Genomic DNA, 24329 nt, shown 5'->3' with positions numbered 1-24329 from the left:
ACAAACCTCTTCTTTTAAAGAACTCTTCAGACCAAAACTTTCTATCGTTCCTCTGAAATTGGACGGGAATTATAGACAAATTCTTACCCCTTGTCAAGGGTTTAATCTAAATATTGGCTTAAATTTTTGATTTTTTTTGTTTTGTATAATATATGAGTGAGTATTCTGTATACAGAATACTCATAATAAAGGTTATTGTTGTAGTTTATTGATAATTTTAATTAAATACTCTGCTGAGTTTTTTGCTGATGATTTTAAGAATTCATCAAAATCAAACCCTGCATCCATATCTGCTGTATCAGAAATGGCTCTTAAAATAAAGCAAGGTACATTTAAAGCATCACATACAACAGCTACACTTGCACCTTCCATCTCTAATGCATCAGCTTTAAAAGTTGATTCAATGAACTCTTTTCGCTCATTTGAGTGCACAAACTGATCTCCCGTTGCAATCACTCCTTCAATCACTTTAAGTCCATTTTCACTTGCAACCTCTTTAGCAATGCTGTTTAACTCTATAGAAGTTTCAACAAAGACTGCACCACCTGGAACAAAACCATGAGGGTGTCCAAATGCAGTAATATCTAAATCGTGTTGACACAGTTTATTGGCAATGATCAGATCCCCAATTTTAAGTTCAGGATTAATTCCCCCTGCAACTCCAGAGAAAAGCAAAGTATCACAGCCAAACTTTTCAATCAATGTTGAAGCCGTTAAACTTGCAAACACTTTTCCAATTTTAGAGTATGCAATCACAATCTCTAAACCATTATAAGTAACTTCATAATATTTGTTTTTAGCGAATTCCGTTATTTTAACATCATTAAAATGTTCTAATAGAGGTTCAATCTCTTCTTCCATTGCCCCCATTACTGCTAATTTAGTCATTTAAAGACTCCAATACACTTTCAAGAGATGCCATATCTGAAACGTTTGCAGTAGGTGTATCTTTACAAATCTTTCTGTTAAGACCTTTTAATACAATTCCATTACCAAACTCAATGAACATATCTATTTTTGAAGCATTAGCTGCAACACTTTGTTTATATTTTACAGGAGATACCAATTGATTTGACAATAACTCAATTGCCTCATCTTTTGTTTTATATGGTTGAGCTGTTACATTTGATACAACTTCAACAGCAAACTCATCTTGCAAATACTCTTCTAAATATGGTTTTAAGTTCTCAACTGCACTTTTTAAAAGTTCACAGTGACTTGCAACTGACATATCTAAAACGATTGCTCGTTTTGCACCTGCATCTTTAAAGGTATCAACCAATGACTCTAAGTCCGCTTTGATACCAGCAAGTACCAACTGTCCATCCATATTATAATTAGCTGGCCAAACTTGTTTTCCAGCAGCTTGTTGCTCTTCACACATCTTTTCAACTGTTGCGTCATCTAAACCAACCAATGCCATCATACCAGCACCTCCACCAGCACACGCCTCAGTCATAAAAAGACCTCGTTTATGCACCAATTCAACAGCATCCAAGTAATCAATTGCACCTGCAGATACTAAAGCTGAAAATTCGCCTAAAGAGTGACCTAATACAAACTCAGGTTGAATATCACACTTATCTTTAAAAATTGCGTTTGCAATGGCACTCACTAATAAAATTGCAGGTTGTGTAAATTGAGTTTGACCCAATTTATCATTCTCTTCAAATAACAACTCTTCAAAACTGATTCCTAATCGTTCACTGGCTTTAGCAATCATCTCTTTTGCAATTTCACTGTTCTCGAAGAAGTCTTTACCCATTCCAACAGATTGGCTCCCTTGTCCTGGAAAAATAAAAGCAACTTTTTTCATTCGTTTTTTACCTTGTCATTAAATTTTAGTTTAAAACTATTATTAAAAAGTAAAGAATACTCTTTAAAAATAGTTTTGCCCAAAAGCAATCAAGCTTCTGGGCAAAAAAAGGAACTTCTTTGAAAAGTTAGTGGCTACAACCACATCCTCCACCACCATGTGAATGTCCTTCACTATGCCCACCGCTACCGCAGCATCCACCTTCAGGTCTTCCACCAACGACACCAGTTTCAATCTCTTCAGCAGTAGCATCTCTTAATGATACAATTGATACTGAGAACATTAATGATTTTCCAGCCATTGGGTGGTTATAATCAATTGTTACTTCAGAATCCGTGAAGCCTTTAACTGTAACTTGTACAGTTTCACCTTGTTCACCTTGACCATATAGAGTCATACCTTCAGTCAATTCAATACCAGCAAATTGCTCTTTTGGTAATGTTTGAATTGCTTCTTCATTGTACTCACCATACGCTTCAGCTGGTTGAACCATAACATCAGCAGCCTCGTTTAATGCCATCTCTACAAGTTTACTTTCTAAACCTGGGATGATTTGACCTTTTCCACTTACAAACTCTAATGCTGGTTTTCCTACATTTGAATCTAATTGTTCACCTGAACTCGCATCTTTTAAAGAATATTCTATTCCTATTACTTTTGACATATACATGTCCTCCTATATAAATGTTTTTTAATTTAAATTAATTAAATTTTTATTTGCAGTTTGTGCTTCTTTAGAATTTGGATATACATTGATTAATGTAGTATAAAAACTCGCAGCATTATCTAAGTCATTAACTTTTTCAAATGAGATAGCACTGTGCAATAAAAGCTTCGGCATGTATGAAGCCTTGTCGTATAGCATCGCTGATTCTTTAAAATAAGTAATCGCTTCACTGTACTGTTTTCTATAATACCACATTTCACCTAAATAAAAATTTGATTCTGCAGGTTTGTAGTGATTTGTAATCAAATATTCAAAAATAGGTATAGCATCGGTAAAATAGTCTATTTTAAACAACTCTTTAGCTTTTTCTAAGAGTTGTTCATTGGTTAAATCTCTGTATTTCTCATCTATATCATTTTTAGTTGTTACTTTAGCAGCCGGTTTACTCTCCTCTTTCACAACTAATTTTTTAAGTGCTTCAAACTCTTTTACAGTTACAAACTGTTCCATGTTTTTTTTAAACTCAGTTGAAGAAACATAGCTTCCATTAATTGAGTTCACAACTTTTGAAAGCTCATCAATCGCTTTTTTTAAGTTGTTTAAATTCTCTTCATTCGTTTTACGATTCTCTTCTTGTATGGTTAAAATTTGATTGGTTACTTTCTTAATATTTTCAATTTCAGTGGATTTAAGTTCATCATTTTTCAGTAATGTACTTAAATCAAGCACAGCATCATTGAGCTTTTTACTGTCCCCTTCATAAATAGATTCCAATCCATCTATTCGTTGAGAAAGGCTCTCAATGGTACTTTTAACTGTTTTAACTTTGGTATCAATCGTATTAAGTTCAGTTTTGTTTTTAAGAATATGTTTTTCAGTACTACTTAAACCGTATGGTTTGTCAGAATCTAAATTACCAGCACCAAAGACCGAAACTTCATTAGCTACGGCCAAGGTACTTAGCAAAAGACAAGATATAAAATGTTTCATATATTAAAGATTATGGTAAAAGTCTGTGGTCAGCTCTTCTGTTTTTTTGCCAACAATCTTTATTTTTGTCACTACAAACTGGATTACTTTCACCAAAACTGATTAAAGAGATATTTGATGACTCGATACCATCAGCTACTAAAGCATCTTTGACTGCTTTTGCTCTTTTTAAACCTAATGCATAGTTGTACTCATCTGTACCCCACTCATCGCAATTACCTTCTACTTTGATTTTTCCATTATACTCAGAAAGCAATGCAGCGTTTGCTTTAACCACTTCTCTCATGTCAGATGATAAATCATATTTATCAAATGCAAAGTAAACTGAACCTAAGAATACTTGTTTACCGTCAATCGTTACGTAGACACCTTTTGATTCAGAATCCATTGAAGAGTCTGCCATCATTTGCTCTGTAGTAGCGCCATTTCCTTCTACTCTGTCCAATGCAGAATCAGAATTTGCATCCATCTCTACACTTTTTTGACTACAACCTGTGAATAAAATTGCAGCTAATAACAATGAATACATTCCAAGTTTTTTCATAAATATCTCCTTTTGGGTTTAAAAAATTCTACTGTATTAAAACTTAAGTAATCATTTAAAGTCGTGTATCACCAGTCGATAGACTGTAATTTACCACTTTTTAATGGAAACAGGAACGATTTATTGTAATTCAATCGTAATATTCCTAAAGAACTTCGCCCTTGATAAGTTTTAATAAAAAGTATCGATTCCCCATCACTTGAAAACTTAGGAAATTGATTTCGGCCATTGGTTGTAAGACGTCTTATAAAATCACTTTGCGTTGAAATCAAATACAAATTAAAACTGTTTTTAGAAAACTCATTATCCCCTTCTCTGCTTGAATAGACAATATAGTTTCCATGTGTGGTTGCAGAAGAATTATTTCGTCCATGATAGACCAATCGTTCAATGCCACGTTCACCAATTTTTTTAGCAAAAATATTTGGGTACTTTAATCGGTCAGATACAAAAACCACTTTTGAATCATTCTCAACAAAACTCCCACTCACATCAATACCTTGATAATCTGTAACTTTACTTTTGATTCGTGTTTGTGTATTATACAAATAGATATCTGGTTGACCAGTTGGAGACATGGTTAAAAGTAAATTTTTACCATCTTCACTCACATCAGAACAGACAATCATACCTTCACTGCTGATAATCTCTTCAAGTTGCCCTGTGAATAAATTGGCTTTAACCAACGTAGGTTTATCTCTATTGTATGTGGTGTAATAAAAACTCTCTTGATCATCATCTGCCCATTTAGGGAAGATATTTAATCCCCCTCGAATCACCACTTTTTGATACGAAAGCGTGTAGTCTGCAATGACTATTTCACTTTGCTTCGAGTCAATGTATCGTGAAAAAATCACAAATTTATCCATCCAAGAAATCTTTGGGGCATTTAAGTAATCATTCACTGCAATGGAAGTTCTGTGAGCTAAAAATGGGAAACGATCTCTTTTAGAAGTTGAAAAGGATTTATTGATCACCATTTGTTGAGAGTTTACATCAAACATTTTGATGTAGAGTAAAAGTCCACCAAAGTTACTTTGGTCAATATTGAGATTAACAATTAGGTCAATCCCCTCTTTTTTAGCATTTAAAAAATTAGGTCTGTCATCAAAGTTCAGAGCATACTGCTCTTTGGCAACTTCAAAGTGACCACTGACTTGCAAATCTTGTGATACAATGGTTCGAATTTTTTGAAGCAATTGCTTATCAATGGCATCACTAGAAATACCCACTGAAATCTTAGGCAGGTTGACTGCTTTTTTTACAATTTCCATACTTGCATCAACTGCAAAAAGTTGACCTGTAAATAATCCTAAAAAAAATGTTATAAAAATTATTCGTTTCATTTTATTCATCCTTTGCTTTAAATATGACCTCTATAATCGTTTTATCACCTTTATCATGAGGCGGATAGAGTGTCTGTTTTTGCTCTTCTAAAAATTGACGAAGTGATGCATCAAATTTATCATCAGAAGAGTATCGTAAAAAACTAAAATCAAATCGTCCATCACTATAAATTGTAATCAATACTTTGGCGCTTAAATCATCCACAATAAATGTCGGTTGCCATCGACTGGAAATGATTTCATATATTTTTGAGTAGTATGGATCGTTTTGATTTTTTGATTCACTGAATGTGAGTTTATTCTTTTTTTGTTTTACTTTCTCTAAAAGGTTTGACACCGAAACGTTATCAAGCTTCTTCTCTTTTTCAAATTTTGATTTAAATCGACTGGATACCAAACTTTTTTCAACATTTAAAGTATCCTCTTTTTGTACTTTTTTTGCTTCTGTGGTCACATTTGAAAAAAGAGATTTTACATCTGCTGTTTGTTTTACACTTCGTGAAGTTGACTGTTTTACAATCTTTTCAGCCACTTTTGTGTTTTTAACGTGTTCTGTACTGGTTTTTTGATTAATATTCGAGTTTGAATCAAGTACAATGTCCAGTTCTAAAACTGTTGTTTTAGTGAAAGCATCAATCTTTTTAACATCATGGGCTTTTAAATAAAGCATCAAAAGTAAAAAGACTAAAACGTATACGCTAACAGAGATAAAACCTGAAACATAAAATATATTTCTATCTGTCATTTTTATCCGTCTGTAACCAATGCTACTTTATAAAATCCTGCCTCTTTAACTGATTTGAGCACAAATACAATATCATTGTACATGAGTGTCTTCTCAGCTCTTATGTGGACAGGTGTCTCTTTATTTTTATCTTTTGTAAACAGCACAAAACTGTCAGGAAAATTTTTAAATTGGTATTTGTTTTTATTAACGGTGATTATTTTATCTTTGGTAATATAGATATTGATTTTCTGATTTTGCTCAACTTGTTTGCTTTTACTGCCTTTTGGAAGATTAATCGGCTCTTCAAACTCAATAACAGGTGCAGTAACCATCAAAATAGCAAGCAATACAAGCATAATGTCCACTAAAGGAGTGATATTGAGTTCAGGTTTTTGATTAAAATCATACATGACTCAATTAACCTTTAGAGACTAAAATTTTTGTTTGTGCCTTTAAATAAGTGTCCAATTCATATATTTTTCGAACTAACAGTTGATGAAAAGTATATGCAAAAATTGCCACGAAAATACCTGCAGCTGTTGCTACAAGCGCTTCAGAAATTGCAGGAGCAATTATAGAAAAGCCAACTTTTGAGTGTGTAGAAAATTTTGCGAAAGATTCTAAAATACCAACAACTGTACCAAAAAGCCCCACGAATGGAGAAGTTGAAGATATGATTGATAACCAAGAGACGCCTACACTTGCATCTTTGATAATACTGATTTCACATGCTTGTAATAACTCTTTTTGCTTAGCACCATTCGCACATTTTTGTAATGATGAGAGTGGGTTCACAAATGAGCTTTTAGAAGTGAGTGCATTTAATGATTTTTCTTCGTTTATAACTAAAGTGTTTAAGGACATAAAACGATAGATGAAAATCCAGAATGTTAGAATTAAATAAGCAGAGAGCACTGCTAATACGATAAACGTAATAGCACTGCTGTTGCTTAAATAATTTAGAAGTAGATCAATCATAAGCAATTATGCAAATGAGTTAATTTTTGCTTCTACAGCAGCTAAAGAGACGTTTGCATCTTTTACAGAATTAACTAATTCTTTAGCAGCATCAATGTTTTTAGCTGTTTCAGATCCAGGTCCCTGAGTTAATGCAACTGCACCATCAGCCAGTACATCTACTGAAGTTTCACTTACTTTAACATGTCCCCAGTTAATTGCTATTGCTTCAGTGCTGTTTGCTTTTTCAATTACTATTACACCAACTGTTAACGAAGATACTAACGAGGCGTGCCCCGGTAGTACTCCAAACTCACCCTCTTTACCTGGAAGAGTTACTGTTTTTACGTCTTCATTAAAAATTGGACCATTTGGTGTAACAATTGATAATTTTAATGTATCCATGTTATGCCTTATGGTTTGTTATTTCATACTCTCAGCTTTGGCGATAGCTTCATCCATACCACCAACCATGTAGAATGCCATTTCTGGAATGTGGTCATATTTACCTTCGATGATTCCTTTGAAACCAGCGATTGTATCTGCTAACTCAACATATTTACCAGGGCTTCCTGTAAATACTTCTGCAACGAAGAATGGTTGAGATAAGAATTTTTCGATTTTTCTTGCTCTATCAACAACAAGTTTATCTGCTTCACTTAACTCATCCATACCAAGAATTGCAATAATATCTTGTAAGTCTTTATATTTTTGTAGTGTTGATTGAACACCTCGAGCAACTGCATAGTGCTCTTCACCAAGTACATCTGCACTTAAGATTCTAGAAGAAGAATCTAACGGATCAACCGCTGGGTAAATACCTTTTTCAGCAATTTTTCTGTTAAGTACTGTAGTTGCATCTAAGTGAGCAAATACTGATGCAGGAGCAGGGTCAGTCAAGTCATCTGCAGGTACGTATACTGCTTGAACAGAAGTAATAGAACCTTTAGAAGTAGAAGTAATTCTCTCTTGTAATTTACCCATTTCAGATGCCAATGTTGGTTGGTAACCAACTGCTGAAGGAATTCTTCCTAAAAGAGCTGACATCTCTGAACCTGATTGTGCAAATCTAAAGATGTTATCAACGAACATAAGTACATCAAGACCTTTTTCATCTCTGAAGTACTCAGCCATTGTAAGACCAGTTAATGCAATTCTGTTTCTTGCACCTGGAGGCTCACTCATTTGACCATAACATAATGCAACTTTGTCAAGTACGTTAGAGTCTTTCATTTCGTGATAAAGGTCATTTCCTTCTCTTGTTCTTTCACCAACACCAGCAAATACTGAGTAACCTGAGTGTTTAAACGCAACGTTGTGGATAAGTTCCATAATAATTACCGTTTTACCAACACCAGCACCACCGAATAGTCCAACTTTACCACCTTTTGAATATGGTGCTAAAAGGTCAACTACTTTGATACCTGTTTCAAACATTTCAGTTTTTGTTGATTGCTCTTCAAATGTTGGAGCAGATCTGTGAATTGACCATCTTTCAGTTTCAGCAGGAATTGCTTCACCTTCGTCAACTGGATCTCCAATAACGTTGAAAATTCTTCCAAGTACAGCTTCACCAACTGGAACTTGAATAGGTCCACCTTGTGCAGTACACTCTTGACCTCTTTGTAAACCTTCAGTCATATCCATAGCAATAGTTCTAACTCTGCTATCTCCAATGTGTGCAGCAACCTCAAGAACTAATCTGTCTGCATTAGCATCCGCTAATGTAACTTCGATTGCTTCATTAATTTCTGGTAAGTATCCGTCAAACTCTACGTCAACAACCGGACCCATTACCTGAATAATTTTACCTTTCATACGGGCAGCTCCTTTATCTTATTTTAATGATTCAACACCAGAGATAATCTCAATTAACTCTGTTGTAATTGCAGCTTGTCTAGCTTTATTATATTCGATCGTTAAAGTATCAACTCTCTCTTTTGCATTTTTCGTTGCAGCTTCCATCGCTTGCATACGTGCAGAGTGCTCTGCTGCTAAAGAGTCAATTAATGAGTAATACATATTGAAATCAATGTATTTACCTGTTAATTCTTTTAAAACTTCACCATCATCATCTGGCTCAATATCTAACATAGAAGACTCTTTCTCTTTTTTTGGAGCATCTTCTAATGTAATTGGCAATAAATCTCTTACTCTAATCTCTTGTGTTAACATGTTTAAGAATCCGTTATAAACTAATACAACTTTATCTGTTACACCGTTATTAAAATCTTTTACTGCTTCTTCAATAAATTCACAAGCTCTGTCATAGTCAGGTGCAGAACTTAAATCATTCACTTTTTGCGCTAAAGCAACTTTTTGGAATGTAAAGTAATCCATACCTTTTCGACCAGCAACTCTTAATCTAACCGTTGCCCCTTTTGACTGATACTCTTTCATTAATCGATTCACAGTTTTAATTGTTGCCATATTAAAACCACCGCAAAGTCCTTTGTCTGCTGTTACAAAAACAATGTCTACTGTTTTTGGTGCGTCATTTGGAATAAATGCTCTGTCTGTCATCTCTCCATCTTGAACTTTGCTAACTTCATGTGCAATCTCAGAAAGTACATCGTTAATTTTACTCGCATACGCACGCGCTTGTTCAGAAAGCTGTCGTGTTCTAGTAAGTTTCGCAGAAGATACAAGCTTCATAGCTTTCGTAGTCTTCTGAGTATTCGATACACTTCCGATTTTTAATTTAATTTCTTTTAAGTTAGCCATGTGCTAATCCTTAATTGGCATTAAAAACAGTTTTAAACTCTTCTAATGCTGATACTAACGTTGCTTCAGTTTCGTCATCTAATTTTTTCTTAGCTTTTAACTCTTCTAAGATATTAGAATATTTTTGCTCAATGAATGCATGTAATTCATTTTCAAATCGAACAACATCACTTACTGCTACATCATTTAAGTAACCTTTTGTACCTGCATAGATGATAACAATTTGTTTCTCAATGACCAACGGCTTGTTTACACCTTGTTTAAGTACTTCAACCATTCTTTGACCAAGTTCAAGCTCTTTTCTTGTTGACTCATCTAAGTCAGACGCGAATTGTGCGAACGCTTCAAGCTCTCTAAACTGTGCTAAAGATAGTTTTAATGTACCAGCAACTTGTTTAGTAGCTTTAATTTGTGCAGCACCACCAACCCGTGATACTGATAAACCAACGTTAATCGCTGGTCGAATACCTGAGTTAAATAGGTTAGTTTCTAAGAAGATTTGACCATCTGTAATAGAAATAACGTTTGTTGGAATATATGCCGCAACGTCTCCCGCTTGAGTTTCAATAATAGGTAACGCCGTCATAGAACCAGCACCTAATTCGTCAGCCATTTTAGCTGCTCTTTCAAGTAATCTTGAGTGTAGGTAGAATACATCCCCTGGGAATGCCTCTCGACCTGGAGGTCTTCGTAATAATAAAGACATCTCTCTGTACGCAACTGCGTGTTTTGATAAATCATCATAAACGATTAACGCGTGTTTACCGTTATCTCTGAAGTACTCACCGATTGTAACACCTGTATATGGTGCTAAGAATTGTAATGCTGAAGAATCAGCTGCTGATGCGTTAACAACGATTGTATAATCCATTGCACCAGACTCTTCTAATGTTCTAACAACAGAAGCAATTGAAGAAGATTTTTGACCGATAGCTACATAAATACATACAACATCTTCACCTTTTTGGTTAAGAATTGTGTCGATTGCAACTGTAGTTTTACCCGTTTGTCTGTCTCCAATGATAAGCTCTCTTTGTCCTCTTCCGATTGGAACAAGTGCGTCAATAGCTTTAATACCAGTTTGTAAAGGTTCATGTACAGATTTTCTAGCCATGATCCCTGGAGCTTTCTCTTCAACTAATCTTCGCTCAGAAGAATCGATTGCACCTTTACCATCGATTGGTTCACCAAGTGCGTTAACAACTCTACCAACCATAGCTTCACCAACTGGCGTGTCTAAAAGTCGTCCAACTCTTTTACAAGATGTACCTTCTCTTAAACCTTCACCTTTACCAAGAACAACCACACCAACTGAAGATTCTTCTAAGTTTGATGCAAGTCCTTTCTCTCCGTTTTCGAACTCTACAAGCTCACCAGCCATTACATTTTTAAGACCGTAAACTTGTGCAATACCATCTGCATAAGAGATGATTTTACCAGTTTCGTTAACATCTACATTTAATTCAAAGTTATCAATTCTTTCTTTAATTATTGAACTGATTTCATCTGCTTGAATCTTTGCACTCATTCATTTTCTCCTTTATAAATTCTAAACTGCTTTTAAAATATGATCAATCATTTGAGATTTCAATCTCTCTTTAGAGAAACTGATCTCAACACCAAGTCCATCTATATCAACTTTAATTCCATCATAATCACAAATATTTTGTTCTAAACTCAAATTAACATCAAATTTTTGACTAAATTTTTCAGTGATTGAATCAACATAACCAGAGTCTAACTCTTTGTTTGTATAGACAACACCCGTATAAGTATTGTTTAAAGTGTTGATTTGTTTTTTAAGCTCTTGTGCAATAAAAGGAATCGCTTCTAATCTTTTATTTTCACCTAAAAGTTTGATAAGATTTTTTGTTGTATCACTTGCGTTATCCGCTAATGAGATAACAAACTCTACTTTATCGCTCTCTTTTACCTCAGAAGAAGAGATAATAGCAATAAATTTTTCATCAGCATATGCTGAAGCAATTTTATTTAATTCATCACCAATAGCAGTCGCTGAATTAACATCTCTACCATCTAATAATGCTTTAACATATCTTTTTGCTATTAAATCAATCATTACGCCACCTTCTTAAGTACAATATTAGCAAGCTCGTCTTGAGATACACCAATATTTTCACTGCTTAATAACTCGTTAAGAACTTCTTCAACGATCTCAACTTTTAACTTTCTTGTTTCCACTTTGATCTTTTCATCAAAGTTTTTATTCAAGTTAGCAATTTCGTTATCTACAGCTTGTGCGATTTTAGCTTTGATTGAGTCGATTTCTGCGTTAGCTCCATCTACTATTTCAACAGCAAGTTTTTTTGCTTTTTCTAACTCTAAAGCAGCATCATCTACTTTAGCTTGAGACTCTTTTAAAGTATCTTGAACTTTGTCAAGTTCAGCTTGAATACTTAAGCTTCTGTCTGCAAAAAAAGCTTTGATTTTATCTGCTAATAAATACCATAAAATAGCAGCAAAAATAACAAAGTTAACGGTTCTTTGTACGATATCGTAGTTTGTTTCCGCACCTTCACTGGCAAATAATGCTAAAGGAGCGAATGCTAACATGATTAATACGAATAATTTTCTCACCATCGTCTCCTTTAAATTGAATTAAGCTTAGCTTTTAAGCTCTCGTTAAATTGAGGCATTGAAGCAACTAAAGAATCTTTTAATACTTTTGCTTCGTCTTGTAACTCTTTTGTAAATCCAGTATATTTTGTTTCAATATCAGATTTTGCTGTTTCAAGTTTTGCATCGGCAACCTCTTTAGCTTCTGAATAAGCTCTCTCCCTAATTGCAGCTGCTTCTTTCTTTGCTTTTGCAATTACATCATTTGCTTCAGCCAGCATACCATCTACATCCGCACTGTTTGACTTAGCGTTCTCTAAATCTTTTTTGATAGATTCAGATCGGTCATCCATGTGTTTCAATAAAGGTTTAAATAGACAACTGTTTAGTCTGGCAAGAACTAGTAGAAAGATAATACCAGAACTAAGCAATAATATTGGACTTATGTCTAACATTCATTCCTCCATATTTTTTACAGTTTAGTTTGACTAAAACTGCACAATTCTAACAAAAATATGTATAATAGAAGTTTAAATGAAGAAATAATGTTAATAAAATTTATAAAGTGTTACCAAAGTGTTTAGAAATCTTCTCAATGTCCTCTTGAGAGGTGATTTCTATTTTGAAGAATTTATTATCCACTTTGACTTTCAGATCGTCAGATTGTAGATTTTTAATAATATTTTCTAAAGAGTTTAAGTCATATTTTACAGATTTTTTAGACTTTTTTTCCTCTTTAATGGTAGGATTTTTTAACTCTTTGATGAGCTTTTCAGTCTCTCGCACAGAGAGTTTTTGACCAATGATTGAATCAGCCACCAGTTTTTGCTCATCATCGGTTAATCCAAGCATCACTTTTGCATGACCGGCGCTTAGTTTTCCATTGGCTAAGAACTGTTGTACATACGAGCTTAATTGAAGTAATCGAAGCGTATTAGTAATAGACGTTCTGCTTTTAAACACACGTTTAGAAAGATCCTCGTGTGTTAAATTGTGTTCATTAATAAGTTGTGCATATGAGTATGCCAACTCAATGATATTCAGATCATCTCTTTGAATGTTTTCAATAAGGGCAAACTCACGAAGTTGTAAATCTTCCAAATTTGTAACAATGGCTTTAATGGTTGGAAGACCTGCTAGTTTATGTGCTCGTAAACGTCTTTCACCTGCTACAAGAGTGTACCCACCTTTGTTGTCTTCAATAACAGTAACAGGTTGTAATAATCCGTGCTTTTGGATAGATTCACTTAACTCTTTGAGTTTCTCTTCATCAAAGATTTTTCGTGGTTGGTTGGGATTGGCTTGAATCGTTTCAACATCAATTTCAACAATATGTTTTGAACTGTCTTCTGTTGTTGAACGACCATATGCAGTCTCAACTTCCCCCAATAATTCGCTAAGTCCTCTTCCTAATGCCATATTCTTATCCTGCTATTGCTTTCGCTAAATTTGTATAGGCTTTTGTACCTATTGCTTTGTTATCATATAACATAATGGGTTTACCAAAACTTGGCGATTCTGCCAGTTTAATGTTTCTTGGAATCACCACATATGAGTGTTCATCTACTTTAAAGAGTTTGTTCTCAAAATGTTGTGCCAAATCTGCAAAAACCTGTTTTGAAAGGTTGTTTTGCTCACTGTACATTGTAGGCAAAAATCCACAAATTTGTAATTGTCGATTGATGGTCTGTTTTACAAGTTTGATGGTATTAAGTAGTTGTGCTAACCCTTCTAGTGCAAAGAATTCACACTGAATAGGAATAAGTACCGAACTTGATGCACTTAACGTGTTGATTGTGATTGGTCCAAGAGCGGGAGGTGAATCAATAATGATATAATCAAAATCTTTTTTTATAGGATCAATCTTGCGTTTTAAAATCAATTCCCGCTCGGTTGTATTTTTATAGAACTCTTTTTCAATTCCAACAAGACCTATATTAGATGGTGCGACTTTTAAATTCTCAATTTCACTGTCCAAAAGAATCTCATTTAACTCTTTTGTTCCAAGCATCACATGATAAATATTATATTCATATGTATCTCGTTGAAATCCCAATGACGTTGTAGCATTGGCTTGTGGGTCTGCATCAATCAATAAAACTCTTTTTCCTTCAAGTGCCAATGCGGCACTTAAATTCACTGCGGTGGTTGTTTTACCAACTCCACCTTTTTGATTTGCGATTGCAATTATTTCTGTTGTCATCTTAAACTAAACACCTTTTCGTTACGAATACTTACTGAACCATCATCGTTTAAAGTCGCGTTTTCTAATGAAACTTTTTCATTATCTATGGTCGCTTTAAAAAATCTGCTTTTTTGAAATTCTATCTTAAACTGACTAAAAATTTCCTTCCATAGAAGCATCTTATTTAATTTCAAGAAATACGCGTTTAATATCGATTCAGGTGACATTTTAATGTCTAAACATCCAAACTCATCACCGACATGAAGCAGATTCAATCCTATGCCACAATAGATTAAATCTTTTGCTACTGAAGTGATGGTACCACCAATTTTTTTATCTTCAATATAAAAATCATTGGGCCATTTTAACCATATGTTTGAGCCCTGCTCTTGCAACACCAGTTTCAATACAAATGAGAAGTATATAGATGCAGATTGCAAAGGTAAATCATCAGGCAGATGCTCTTGTTTGAGCACGAAAGAGAAAAAGAGATTCCCCTTTTGACCGATCCAACTGTTTCCTCTACTTCCAATGCCATTCGTTTGCAGTGTGGTTGCAACACATAGAGGTGCTGTAAAACCATTTTTGCATATTTCATTTTTCAAATACGTATGAGTAGAGTCAATCTCATCTAATAACACAATCTTCATGACAACCATTATACTGGATTAAAGATTAATATTTGAAATTAATTGAAAATTTAAAATAATTTTTATTTTATGAACTCTTTTATTGAGAGCCGTGCACCTTTAAGATACTCTGTTGCAGCCAGAGGTTTCTTTGATGGAGCTTGCAATGTTTTTACTTTGATTGAACCTTGAGCACAACCAATGATAATTCCATCTTCAAGAATCTCTAAAATAATCCCTTCTTGATGATGTGAGTGCTCCTCAACCAAAGAAACCTCTTTGAGTTTTAGGCCTGATTCTAAGAAAATCCCCGGCCAAAAAGAGTAAGCTTTATACCTTAACACCAATTTTTTTGCATGAGTAAAATCAACACATCCATACTCTTTTTTGATTTTTTTACATAATGAACTTTGTGTATCATCTTGCTTTTTAGGTGCAATAGTTTCATACTTATCTAAGGTATTCAATGTCAATTGTGCCGCTATTTTTGATAACTCATTAAATGCTTCGATGACATCCATACTAGGTGTGATTTTAAGATATTGCCATCCTAAAATATCTCCCGTATCAAGCCCCTCTTCCATGAGCATTGATGTCACACCTGTAAATGCATCATCATTTAAAAGTGCTTCTTGTATGGGACTGGCCCCTCTGTATTTTGGAAGCAATGATGCATGCAAGTTGATACATGGAGCGACATCCAAAATGCTTTTAGGCAAAATCTGTCCATAGGCTGCAACAATAATAAAATCTGGTTTTAATGCCTTAATTTGCGTTAAAGCCTCATCATTGTGTCGAAGTTTTAAAGGTTGGTAAATAGGAAGGTTTAAAGTATTATCTAAACAGTACTGCTTAATATGAGGAGGCGTTAAAACCTGTTTTCGTCCCACAGGTTTATCGGGTTGAGTAAACAGTCCTACTATTTCATACGAAGAGTTGATCAATGCATCAAAAATCGTTGTTGCATAATCGGGTGTTCCCATAAACAGTATACGTTTACTCATTGTTATCCTTTTATCATCTCTCATTTAAAAGAGAATGTTCATTTTTATTTTACTTTTTAAAGAGTGTTCCGCCAATATGGTTATTATTGACTAAAAACTCTTTTGCATAAGTCAAATCAAAACCACTGCTTAAATACATTGGAACATCTCTTTTCAATAAAAAATCAGCTGCTTTGAGTTTGGTGACAATACCACCTGTAGCAAACTCTGTATTTGGATTGTGTTCACCTTCTAACATGGTATCATTAATAGAACTTATAAACTTCTCTAATACCGCATCATCATATTGATGTGGATTTTTGTTGTAGTATCCATCAATATCGGTTAAAATAGCCAACATGTTTGCTTCAAAGTAGTATGTTACATGAGCTGCTAGTTGATCATTGTCTCCAAAAAGAAGCTCATCAGTTGCTGTTACATCGTTTTCATTGATAATTGGTAAGACTTTGTTTTGAAGCAGTACTTCAATAGCCCCTTTAGCAAACGCTGTTCGTTTTCGTGAATCAAAATCATCTGCAATTAAAAGCATCTGAGCACACGTAATACCATGCTCTTTAAATCGGGACTTATAATGCTTCATCAACAATGGTTGCCCAATGGCAGCTAAAGCTTGTCGGTTTGTAACAGATTTTTTATCCAGTTGTAAAGAAGTAAACCCAGCTGCAACAGCTCCTGAACTGACCAATATTACTTCTATATCTTTTTGTTTTAATAAAGCAATCAAATCCACTAAATTTTGTAATCGTGCAAGTGCCAATTTCCCATCTTGAGTTAAAACAGCACTTCCAACTTTTAAGACCACTCGTTTCATTTTTTAGTTTTTCCTATAAGTTCATATAACGCATACGAAATTGATTTGGTGTTCAGGTGAGTTACCGATGACAACGGTAAGATGAAGTATGGTTTTGTTCCATCAAATCGTGTAAAGGTATCATCTTGAACATAATATGGAAGACTCTTATCAAATCCAAACTCATTTGAAACACTTGACTCTAAACCAAGCTCTTTAATGAAGTTCAAAATATCGGCTTCTAAATCTTCTCCATAATACGCATCAATTTTTGTCAATGCAATGGCAAAATTTCGTCCACTAAGCTCCATTGAGAACTTCTTCACTTCCTCTTTTAATACTGCAAATTGATCCACAATGGTTCGATAGTTTGCAACATCAATCATAAAGAGCAAAGTTTTGGTTCTCTCAATATGTTTTAAGAACTCTAATCCCAGTCCTTTTCCATCACTTGCACCATCAATAATACCAGGAATATCGGCCATTACAAATGAGTTGTAATCCCCTACTTCTACGACACCCAATTTTGGTGTGAGTGTTGTAAACTCATAGTTTGCAATCTCTGGTGATGCGTTTGATACGGTTGAAATCAATGTTGACTTTCCTACATTTGGATACCCCACCAATCCCACATCTGCAATCAGTTTAAGCTCAAGTCGAATCTCTTTACTTTGTCCTGGAAGTCCCGGTTGAAAGTAAGTAGGTCGTTGATTTCTTGAGTTTTTAAAGTGAACATTTCCTAATCCACCTTTTCCACCCTCTAAAAATGTAACTTGCTCTCCTTCAATAAGTAAATCAAGCAGTACTTCACCTGATTCTGCATCAATTACTTGTGTTCCAGGAGGTACAGGAAGAACCAAAGCAGGTGCAGACTTACCCGTCATGTTTCGTCCCATACCTTGTTTCCCATTTTCAGCTTTTATAACTCTTCGACCTTTGAACCATGAAAGCGTATCGGTGTTGCTGTCAACGATAAAAGCAATATCTCCACCTTTTCCACCATCACCACCATCTGGTCCACCTTTAACAACAAATTTTTCACGTCTGAAAGAGGCACATCCTTGTCCCCCTTTTCCTGAAACTACTGTAAATTTTACACTGTCTATAAACACTTAAACCTCCGTTTGAGTGAAAAGTGAAAAATCAAGATTATTTGTTGACTTTTCACTGTTCACTGCTTTTTTATAATTAAAAAAAGGGTGCAGGCAAAACCATGCCATACACCCTTTTAAGAACTTATTTCCGTTTTACTTATGATGCGTAAACTGAAACTTTTTTTCTGTTTTTATCTTTTACTTCAAATTTAACTGTACCGTCAATTAAAGCATAGATTGTATGGTCTTTACCAATTCCAACGTTTTCACCAACGTGGATTTTTGTTCCTCTTTGTCGAATGATGATGTTTCCAGCTCTTACAACTTCACCACCATATTTTTTAACTCCAAGTCTTTTACCAGCTGAGTCTCTGTTATTCTGTGTACTACCTTGACCTTTCTTGTGAGCCATATCTTATCTCCTTAAAGTTATTGCGCTTATGCAGCGATTTTAGTAATTCTAATTTTTGTAAAGCTTTTTCTGAAACCTTTTTTCAATTTAGAATCTTTTCTTCTTCTTTTTTTGTAAATGATAACTTTCTTATCTCTATTTACACCAGTACCATCAAGTACTACTTCTGCTTCTACTTTTGCAGATGAAACAGCATCACCACACTTTAATTCACCGTTGTTAACAGCTAATACATCAGTAATTTCAAGTGTTTCTTTTGCAGCTTTTCCAGTGTAATCAATATCAATGATATCACCTTCTGTAACTTTGTATTGCTTTCCACCACATTTGATAATTGCGTACATTTTATATCCTTAGGTTATCTATTCTGTTCTTGCTTTGATTTTTTGTGAAGCGAATAATATCTTAAATTAGTTTAAACTTTCTTTAAGCCAAACTTTAATTAACAAAATTAGGTGCTTGTGCAATCACATCCATCTCTACGAGTACATTTTTGGGTAATGTTTTTACTGCAACGGTACTTCGTGCTGGTTTATGTTCACCAAAATATTCTGCATAAATCACATTAACCACACCAAAGTCATTCATGTCTTCTAAAAAAATGGTTACTTTAATCACATCATTCAATGATGATCCTGCTTCTTCTAATACATTTTGTAAGTTTGTTAATACTTGTCGTGTTTGTCGTTTAATATCTCTGTCCACCAACTCACCACTTGGTGTTAATGGAATTTGACCTGAAGTGAAAATAAGATTGTTTAACTTAATGGCTTGTGAATATGGCCCAATTGCTGCTGGTGCATTCTGTGTTGAAATAATTTCCATAAAATTCTCCTAAAAAAATATTGCTTATTGTACAACAAATAAATTATTGAATCAATTAATTTATAAGTTATATGAGATTAATTTCCCTTTTCTCAGTTGTGCAATATTATCTCTGATTTTAAAAATCAATACTTTTTTTTCATTGTGTTCCAAATGAGTCTCATACTTCACTTGTGAAAGACGTTTTTCATAAAATTTTATAAGTATAAAACGCAACTCTTTTTCAAGCTGTGCATCGTCATATATTTTGATTTGCTCATTGAGTAAAATCCCTGTTAATCTTGGGTTTTGAGGATCATTTAAAAGCAGTTCAAACTCCTCTTTATGAAACTCAAACATGCTTGCATCAATGCTGTCTAAGACCATTTCAAGTCGTGTTGGGTTATCGGCAATGGATTTAATGATACTCAACTCTAAAATATCCACTTTAGAAAACTGCACATTTCGGCTTTCTTGTCTGGTTTGAGCTTGTACTTTAATCAACCTTTCATTGATATTAAGTCGTGAAGCCACATACCGTTTATACTCATCTTGAAAAATAGGATTCAGTGTTTTTAAATACTCATTGACTTCTAAAAGTGCTTTTTGTTTATTTTGTGGATCGCGAATATCATATTTGGACACAATATAATCAATCACGTAAGGGATAAAAGGTTTTGGATTCGCAAAAATTTGATTGAGTTCATTGATTCGTTTATCTTTAACCATGTCTGCTGGGTCCATCCCATTTCCAAAAATGACCACACCCCCTTCAAAATTCCCATGTGAAAGCATTACAGAAGCTTTATATGCTGCTGTTAGCCCTGCACTGTCACCATCATACGCCACAATGACTTTGGGCTCACCTCGTCTTAATAAGGGAAGGTGGTCTTGTGTGAGTGCGGTTCCCAGTGTTGCTACAGCATTTTCAAAACCTGCTTGGTGCAGCATAATCACATCCAAGTACCCTTCAGTGATGATAATCTCTTTTTTCTTGTAGATGTGCTCTTTGGCCAAATTGTATCCGTATAAAAGTCGTGATTTATTAAAGAGTTTGGTTTGTGGAGAGTTGACATATTTAGCATTATGCCCTGTGATGGTTCGTCCACCAAATCCCACAATTCTTCCATTGAGTGCATAAATAGGAAACGTAATACGTTCAATAAATCTGGCATACAATCCATTGGTACCTGTATCTATGACACCTAACTCTTTGGCATCCCCTAGGTTTAAAAAGTTTTGATTTAAAAACTGTAAAGTTTGCGCAGAACTTGGAGCATAACCAATTTCAAACTTCTCAATTGAAAATTCAGAGATGCCTCTGCTTTTGATGTACTCTTTTGAAGGTTCATGTGAGATAAACAATTTTTGATAATACTTATTGACCTCTTCAAGTACTTTTGTGTCCTGTTTTTGTTGGTTATTATTGTCATAATTCAATGAAACATTATACATGGAAGCGAGTTTTTCAATCGCTTCAGGGTAAGAGAGTTTCTCATACTCCATGACAAACTTAATAGAATCTCCACCTACTCCGCATCCAAAGCAGTGGTAGATCTGTTTTGCAGGACTTATTACAAAAGAGGGAGTTTTTTCTCCATGGAAAGGGCAACACGCCTTAAAGTTTGCTCCAGATTTTTTTATCTCAATAAATTGAGATATCACATCAACAACATCTAAATGGTTTTTTAAATTTTCAATTGAATCTTTTGTAATCATGACGCGTATTATACCTTTAATACTCTTTAGAAACCACCAATGGGACAAATTTATTATTTTCTATGAACTTTTATGCTAATATATCCCAATTTTATATGAAAGGTCAAACGAGTGGACGGACTTGTTTTAGAGTATAGAGACCCTTTATTTGGTGTCATTATATTCTTCACTCTTATTTTTGTTATCTCATTTTTAACCTACTCTTTTGGTCTGTATAAAGAGAAAAAATCGCGAGCAGAGTATCGAAAACTGCTGCAACGATTTGAATTGGGAAATTTAAAAGAGGATGATTATGTTCATCTGTATACCACTTATAACTTGCCTTTTGATTCCATTATTTTATTGGCATCGACTTTTTTGCATAAAGGAGATTACAATAAAGCCATTGGGGTTTATTTGGCTCTGCTTGAGCATGTAACCGAAAGAGTTAAAAAAGAGGAGCTTTTAGAGCTTTTAGGAAAGACCTATTTTAAAGGAGGATTCTTACAACGAAGTAAGGAGATTTTTCTTAAAATTTTAAAGTTCTCTCCAAGAAACAAAGAAGCGTTAACACACTTGCTTTTAATCTATGAAAAACTCAAAGAGTTTGAAAAAGCTTCTGAAGTGATTGAATCTTTAGAGGAACTCGATGTTGATGTTGTAAGAGAGAATATCTATATTGGAACACTCAAACTTTTAAACGACCCCTTGATTTCATTTGACAAAAAGTCGAATCAACTCTTGGTACTGTTTAAAATGAACCGAATCATTGAACGTCTTGTTGTGCAATACTTGTTACAGTTTAATAAAACACTTTTTTGGAAAAACATACACCATTTTGATATCTCCAAAATATTGGATCTGTTGTGGTATTTGAATTTTGATGATATTGATTTTGATGCAGTAGGACAAATTGCGATACTACAAGAACTCTACACGGCAAAAGGGTACATCAATGAAGTTCAAAACAGTTCTGTTTTTGAATTGGATGTCATCATCATGTCAAGAAAAGCTAAAAGTCAATTTAAAATTGATTTGAATTTTGAGTTTATCTGTACGAAGTGCAAAAGTATCCACCCTATTTATGAATCGCGGTGTCCGCACTGTCATAATATTTTAACGTTTAAAATTGAACCCGAATTAACAAGGAGAGTTATTGAAGCAAATCAATCTTTACAGTGATGGTTCCAGCTTAGGTAACCCAGGACCAGGTGGTTGGGGTACTCTTTTAGAGTACAATGGACATATCAAAGAGTTCAGCGGGGGAAACCCCATGACCACCAACAATCAAATGGAACTCACTGGTGTTATTGAGGGTCTAAAACGATTAAAAGAACCTTGTAAAGTCCACATCATAAGTGACTCTAAATATGTGGTGCAAGCGATTAATGAATGGCTTGCAGGTTGGGTGAGAAATGGTTTTAAAACAGCCGCAAAAAAACCTGTAAAAAATGTAGAGTTATGGCAAGAATATCTTGAAGTTTCAAAACCTCACACCATTACGGCCCAATGGGTCAAAGGTCATGCTGGTCATGAAGAGAATGAACGTTGTGATATACTTGCACGAACCCAAGCTGAAAAATTAAAATAACAAAGGAAAAAAAGAATGAGCGATTACTCAAAATTAGAGAAGTGTTTGGATTATCAGTTTAAAGATAAGAACCTGATAATCGAAGCACTTACGCACAAAAGTTTTAAGAAACCTTATAACAATGAGCGTTTAGAGTTTTTAGGAGATGCGGTTTTAAACTTAATTGTAGGAGAGTACCTTTATAGTAAGTTCCCAAAATCAAATGAAGGAGAACTCTCTAAAATCAGAGCTTCATTGGTCAATGAAACAGGTTTTACAAAGTTGGCTAAAGAGATTGATTTAGGAAGTTTCATTTATATCTCTGTTGCAGAAGAGAGAAACAAAGGAAGACATAAAGCCTCAATTCTCTCAGATGCTTTTGAAGCCATTATGGGTGCCATTTATTTAGAGTCTGGCTTAGAGGTACTAAAACCCATCATGCTTAATTTATTAGAAAAAAGCTACGATAAAATCAACTTAGATGTACTTTTCAGTGATTATAAAACAGCTCTTCAAGAGATTACACAAGCAGAATTTGGTTCAATCCCTGAATATAAGCTTGAAAAATCGTATGGACCAGATCATCAAAAAGAGTTTGAAGTCTCTATTTGGATCAATGGAGAGACTTACGGATGTGCGAAAGGTAAGAGTAAAAAATTGGCACAACAAGCCGTTGCAAAAATAGCATTAGATACAATAAAAGGCAAAAAAAGATGAATACATTTGGTGAACGATTTAGATTTACAACCTTTGGTGAGAGTCATGGAAAAGCATTGGGCTGCATTGTAGATGGTGTTCCTGCTGGCATTAAGTTTGATGAAGAGTTTATTCAAAGTGAAATGAACCGAAGAAAACCAGGACAAAACGAATTTGCAACCGCACGAAATGAAGGGGACAAGATTGAGATTTTGAGTGGTGTTTTTGAAGGGGTAACTACAGGAACATCCATAGCCATGGTGATTTTCAATGAGAACCAAAAAAGCAAAGACTACTCCAACATCAAAGATCTTTTCAGACCAGGACATGCAGACTTTACCTATTTTAATAAATATGGTGTCAGAGATTATCGTGGTGGTGGACGAAGCAGTGCCAGAGAAACAGCTGCCAGAGTAGCTGCAGGTGCTGTTGCCAAACTGATGCTCAAAGAACTGGGAGTGGTTGTACAAAGTGGTATTTGTGCCATTGATGGCATCGAATCAAAAAATATTGATTTTAAATTTGCTAAAAGCTCAGAAATCTATGCTTTGGACGCAGAAGTAGAAGAGACACAAAAAGAGGCAATCATAAATGCAAAAAAACAACACGACAGTGTGGGCGGCGTTGCCTTAATCAATGTTAAAAATACGCCTGTAGGATTGGGAGAACCCCTTTACCATAAACTCGATGCACAAATTGCCAATGCCATGATGAGTATCAATGCCGTTAAAGCAGTGGAAATTGGAGAAGGGTTTGGTTCTTCTTCACTCAAAGGGAGTCAAAATAATGACCAAATCACTCTGAATGGTTTTAAAACCAACAACAGTGGTGGTATTTTAGGAGGAATTTCAAATGGGGATGACATCAATGTTAAAGTCTATTTTAAACCTACGCCTTCTATTTTTATTAAACAACAAACCCTTGATACACATAATCAAGAAGTAAATTGTGCATTAAAAGGTCGACATGACCCATGTGTAGCTATTAGAGGAAGCGTGGTTGCGGAATCAATGATGGCTTTAGTTTTAGCAGATATGTTGTTATTAAATATGGGAAGTCAAATCAAACACGTCAAAAGAATATACAGCTAAAAAGCAAG

The 24329-nt window shown here is 34.6% G+C and carries 30 protein-coding genes; 4 read left to right on the top strand and 26 right to left on the bottom strand.

The genetic code is table 11. The features are described 5' to 3' along the window. Nucleotides 1–192 precede the first annotated feature (192 nt). From CRV04_RS11485 to dnaG, 26 genes are all read right to left on the bottom strand, one after another. Complete coding sequence (locus CRV04_RS11485) at nucleotides 193–888, bottom strand: 5'-methylthioadenosine/adenosylhomocysteine nucleosidase (protein WP_128996994.1); 696 nt, start codon at nucleotides 886–888, stop codon at nucleotides 193–195. Then, nucleotides 881–1816 carry an ACP S-malonyltransferase gene (fabD, locus tag CRV04_RS11480; RefSeq protein WP_128996993.1) on the bottom strand — a complete coding sequence of 312 codons (936 nt, stop codon included), beginning with the start codon at nucleotides 1814–1816 and terminating at the stop codon, nucleotides 881–883. Before fabD ends, CRV04_RS11485 begins: the two co-directional genes overlap by 8 nt. 127 nt (nucleotides 1817–1943) lie before the next feature. Then, nucleotides 1944–2480 (bottom strand): FKBP-type peptidyl-prolyl cis-trans isomerase, encoded by a 537-nt coding sequence (locus CRV04_RS11475; protein ID WP_128996992.1) that lies wholly within the window; start codon nucleotides 2478–2480, stop codon nucleotides 1944–1946. A 27-nt stretch (nucleotides 2481–2507) separates the two neighbouring features. Continuing rightward, complete coding sequence (locus CRV04_RS11470) at nucleotides 2508–3473, bottom strand: tetratricopeptide repeat protein (protein ID WP_128996991.1); 966 nt, start codon at nucleotides 3471–3473, stop codon at nucleotides 2508–2510. 10 nt (nucleotides 3474–3483) lie between these two features. Continuing rightward, nucleotides 3484–4017 (bottom strand): OmpA family protein, encoded by a 534-nt coding sequence (locus CRV04_RS11465; protein WP_128996990.1) that lies wholly within the window; start codon nucleotides 4015–4017, stop codon nucleotides 3484–3486. Nucleotides 4018–4085: 68 nt separating this feature from the next. Continuing rightward, complete coding sequence (gene tolB, locus CRV04_RS11460; RefSeq protein WP_128996989.1) at nucleotides 4086–5363, bottom strand: Tol-Pal system protein TolB; 1278 nt, start codon at nucleotides 5361–5363, stop codon at nucleotides 4086–4088. Between the two features lies 1 nt (nucleotide 5364). Further along, nucleotides 5365–6108, bottom strand: coding sequence for an energy transducer TonB (locus CRV04_RS11455; protein ID WP_128996988.1), 744 nt, complete (start codon nucleotides 6106–6108; stop codon nucleotides 5365–5367). A gap of 2 nt (nucleotides 6109–6110) precedes the next feature. Further along, a complete protein-coding gene (locus CRV04_RS11450) occupies nucleotides 6111–6500 on the bottom strand; it encodes a biopolymer transporter ExbD (RefSeq protein ID WP_128996987.1) in 390 nt (129 codons plus the stop codon). 7 nt (nucleotides 6501–6507) lie between these two features. Then, nucleotides 6508–7068, bottom strand: a complete 561-nt coding sequence (locus CRV04_RS11445) for a MotA/TolQ/ExbB proton channel family protein (protein WP_128996986.1) — start codon at nucleotides 7066–7068, stop codon at nucleotides 6508–6510. A 6-nt stretch (nucleotides 7069–7074) separates the two neighbouring features. After that, on the bottom strand, nucleotides 7075–7452 hold the full coding sequence (gene atpC / locus CRV04_RS11440) for an ATP synthase F1 subunit epsilon (RefSeq protein ID WP_128996985.1): 378 nt from the start codon (nucleotides 7450–7452) through the stop codon (nucleotides 7075–7077). 18 nt (nucleotides 7453–7470) lie between these two features. Then, complete coding sequence (gene atpD / locus CRV04_RS11435; RefSeq protein ID WP_128996984.1) at nucleotides 7471–8865, bottom strand: F0F1 ATP synthase subunit beta; 1395 nt, start codon at nucleotides 8863–8865, stop codon at nucleotides 7471–7473. 18 nt (nucleotides 8866–8883) lie between these two features. Next, on the bottom strand, nucleotides 8884–9771 hold the full coding sequence (gene atpG, locus CRV04_RS11430) for an ATP synthase F1 subunit gamma (protein WP_128996983.1): 888 nt from the start codon (nucleotides 9769–9771) through the stop codon (nucleotides 8884–8886). Between the two features lie 10 nt (nucleotides 9772–9781). Then, nucleotides 9782–11299 (bottom strand): F0F1 ATP synthase subunit alpha, encoded by a 1518-nt coding sequence (atpA, locus tag CRV04_RS11425; RefSeq protein ID WP_128996982.1) that lies wholly within the window; start codon nucleotides 11297–11299, stop codon nucleotides 9782–9784. A gap of 21 nt (nucleotides 11300–11320) precedes the next feature. Next, entirely contained in the window at nucleotides 11321–11851 is a 531-nt protein-coding gene (locus CRV04_RS11420; protein WP_128996981.1) for a F0F1 ATP synthase subunit delta, read from the bottom strand. Then, nucleotides 11851–12369: a F0F1 ATP synthase subunit B gene (locus CRV04_RS11415; protein WP_228126546.1), complete on the bottom strand. Its 519-nt coding sequence runs from the start codon at nucleotides 12367–12369 to the stop codon at nucleotides 11851–11853. Before CRV04_RS11415 ends, CRV04_RS11420 begins: the two co-directional genes overlap by 1 nt. An 11-nt stretch (nucleotides 12370–12380) precedes the next feature. Next, entirely contained in the window at nucleotides 12381–12803 is a 423-nt protein-coding gene (locus CRV04_RS11410) for a F0F1 ATP synthase subunit B family protein (RefSeq protein WP_128996979.1), read from the bottom strand. Nucleotides 12804–12906: 103 nt separating this feature from the next. Then, nucleotides 12907–13767, bottom strand: a complete 861-nt coding sequence (locus tag CRV04_RS11405) for a ParB/RepB/Spo0J family partition protein (protein WP_128996978.1) — start codon at nucleotides 13765–13767, stop codon at nucleotides 12907–12909. A 4-nt stretch (nucleotides 13768–13771) separates the two neighbouring features. Further along, nucleotides 13772–14551: a ParA family protein gene (locus tag CRV04_RS11400; RefSeq protein WP_128996977.1), complete on the bottom strand. Its 780-nt coding sequence runs from the start codon at nucleotides 14549–14551 to the stop codon at nucleotides 13772–13774. Beyond that, complete coding sequence (locus CRV04_RS11395) at nucleotides 14548–15183, bottom strand: biotin--[acetyl-CoA-carboxylase] ligase (protein ID WP_128996976.1); 636 nt, start codon at nucleotides 15181–15183, stop codon at nucleotides 14548–14550. Before CRV04_RS11395 ends, CRV04_RS11400 begins: the two co-directional genes overlap by 4 nt. 62 nt (nucleotides 15184–15245) lie before the next feature. Continuing rightward, complete coding sequence (gene fmt / locus CRV04_RS11390) at nucleotides 15246–16166, bottom strand: methionyl-tRNA formyltransferase (protein ID WP_128996975.1); 921 nt, start codon at nucleotides 16164–16166, stop codon at nucleotides 15246–15248. 49 nt (nucleotides 16167–16215) lie between these two features. Further along, on the bottom strand, nucleotides 16216–16977 hold the full coding sequence (gene proB, locus CRV04_RS11385) for a glutamate 5-kinase (protein WP_128996974.1): 762 nt from the start codon (nucleotides 16975–16977) through the stop codon (nucleotides 16216–16218). Beyond that, nucleotides 16974–18068: a GTPase ObgE gene (gene obgE, locus CRV04_RS11380; RefSeq protein ID WP_128996973.1), complete on the bottom strand. Its 1095-nt coding sequence runs from the start codon at nucleotides 18066–18068 to the stop codon at nucleotides 16974–16976. The genes proB and obgE overlap by 4 nt, the downstream gene beginning before the upstream one ends. A gap of 139 nt (nucleotides 18069–18207) precedes the next feature. Next, nucleotides 18208–18462, bottom strand: coding sequence for a 50S ribosomal protein L27 (gene rpmA / locus CRV04_RS11375; protein ID WP_128996972.1), 255 nt, complete (start codon nucleotides 18460–18462; stop codon nucleotides 18208–18210). Between the two features lie 26 nt (nucleotides 18463–18488). Then, entirely contained in the window at nucleotides 18489–18806 is a 318-nt protein-coding gene (rplU, locus tag CRV04_RS11370; protein WP_128996971.1) for a 50S ribosomal protein L21, read from the bottom strand. A 94-nt stretch (nucleotides 18807–18900) separates the two neighbouring features. Next, on the bottom strand, nucleotides 18901–19287 hold the full coding sequence (locus CRV04_RS11365; protein WP_128996970.1) for a RidA family protein: 387 nt from the start codon (nucleotides 19285–19287) through the stop codon (nucleotides 18901–18903). 60 nt (nucleotides 19288–19347) lie between these two features. Beyond that, nucleotides 19348–20985, bottom strand: coding sequence for a DNA primase (gene dnaG / locus CRV04_RS11360; protein WP_128996969.1), 1638 nt, complete (start codon nucleotides 20983–20985; stop codon nucleotides 19348–19350). 111 nt (nucleotides 20986–21096) lie between these two features. Between dnaG and CRV04_RS11355 the strand changes: the two genes are divergently transcribed. The 4 genes from CRV04_RS11355 to aroC are packed head-to-tail and all read left to right on the top strand — an operon-like array spanning nucleotide 21097 to nucleotide 24321. Beyond that, complete coding sequence (locus CRV04_RS11355; protein WP_128996968.1) at nucleotides 21097–22146, top strand: tetratricopeptide repeat protein; 1050 nt, start codon at nucleotides 21097–21099, stop codon at nucleotides 22144–22146. Next, on the top strand, nucleotides 22121–22555 hold the full coding sequence (rnhA, locus tag CRV04_RS11350; protein ID WP_128996967.1) for a ribonuclease HI: 435 nt from the start codon (nucleotides 22121–22123) through the stop codon (nucleotides 22553–22555). Before CRV04_RS11355 ends, rnhA begins: the two co-directional genes overlap by 26 nt. A 15-nt stretch (nucleotides 22556–22570) precedes the next feature. Further along, on the top strand, nucleotides 22571–23251 hold the full coding sequence (gene rnc, locus CRV04_RS11345; protein WP_128996966.1) for a ribonuclease III: 681 nt from the start codon (nucleotides 22571–22573) through the stop codon (nucleotides 23249–23251). Continuing rightward, nucleotides 23248–24321 carry a chorismate synthase gene (gene aroC, locus CRV04_RS11340; RefSeq protein WP_128996965.1) on the top strand — a complete coding sequence of 358 codons (1074 nt, stop codon included), beginning with the start codon at nucleotides 23248–23250 and terminating at the stop codon, nucleotides 24319–24321. Before rnc ends, aroC begins: the two co-directional genes overlap by 4 nt. Nucleotides 24322–24329: the final 8 nt, after the last annotated feature.

It is taken from the genome of Candidatus Marinarcus aquaticus (assembly GCF_004116335.1).
Classification (GTDB): Bacteria; Campylobacterota; Campylobacteria; order Campylobacterales; family Arcobacteraceae; genus Marinarcus; species Marinarcus aquaticus.
The sequence above is the reverse complement of the archived record's forward strand: the minus strand, read 5'-3'. Positions and strand labels throughout refer to the sequence as shown.